Origin of the sequence: Candidatus Symbiopectobacterium sp., from assembly GCF_020054415.1 — a bacterium.
Taxonomy (GTDB): Bacteria; Pseudomonadota; Gammaproteobacteria; order Enterobacterales; family Enterobacteriaceae; genus Symbiopectobacterium.
The window spans coordinates 1-1,004 of the sequence record NZ_JAHWCO010000097.1 but is presented as its reverse complement, the minus strand read 5'-3'; the positions used below and the strand labels follow the sequence as shown (position 1 = coordinate 1,004).

Annotated in this window: 1 protein-coding gene; it reads left to right on the top strand. The window is 49.7% G+C overall.

All coding sequences use genetic code 11. From position 1 onward, the window contains the following. A partial coding sequence (locus QZ506_RS02995; RefSeq protein WP_291968965.1) for a hypothetical protein occupies nucleotides 1–1,004 on the top strand: 1,004 nt, incomplete at both ends.

Genomic DNA, 1,004 nt, shown 5'->3' with positions numbered 1-1,004 from the left:
TGACTTAACCAATCAGCTTACCTCTGAAAAGGGTTTTTATATTGATAAGCTTGATCCAGACAAGCGCAATGCGTTGCTGAATCAGGCTATGGGCTATCAGTCGCGGTTAGAGGCAAAGGCAGCAGCAGCAGAGGCAAAGCGGGAAGCATTAGCGTTACGCGCAGTAAATTCAGTTGCCCCATTGATCTACGCGGGAAAGATAGTCAGTGCTGACTTGCAAGATAAAGTCATGACCGCAACGATAGGCACCAGTGCGGAGGGAGAGGCCAGGGAATTATTAAGTCTTGGCCCACAAATTCAGGAGGTGATCAGCAAAGGCCCATTGGAATCGACTAACTATGTTAGCCAGCTATCCGCCGAACTGAATAAAAAAGGCGGCACGATTGCTGACTATCGCAGGCTTGAAATGTTGGATAGAGCAGTGCAAGCCAACAATAAGCAGTTAATGGAAACCCCATTGCTGTTCAACCAAAACCGCACCTGCGATGCGATCACGCCTCTTGATATGACTGCACTAAATCCGGCAACCGCCGCAGCGATGAGTGCTATGGAGGGCGCTGATATTACTCAGCAGTTTGGCGCTTCCATTAGTTATCGGTCTGCGACCATTGATGCTGTGCGGAACAATACGGGTGTAGCCGTTCCACGCCGACTGCTTCTTCCGCAGGAGGCATCTTACCTGTCAGGGGAGTTGAAGAAGCAATCAGTTGAAGGCCAGGCGTCGTTGTTATCCCGCCTGAGGAGCGCCGTTAATAGCGATACCGATTATCAGTCAATCATGCAGCAAATCGCCCCTGATAGTCCGGTAACAGCTTATGCTGGCAGCCTTGCTGTTACTGATACCCCGCTTACAGTGGAAAGCTATTACTTTGCCGATGACGTAACCGTTACAGGCCAGCAGGTTGCACAACGTCTGCTGATTGGTAATCAAATTCTTAACCCATCAAAAGAGCAACGAAACGAAGACGGAACGCCTAAAAACTTCCCCATCCCGTCTCAAAAGG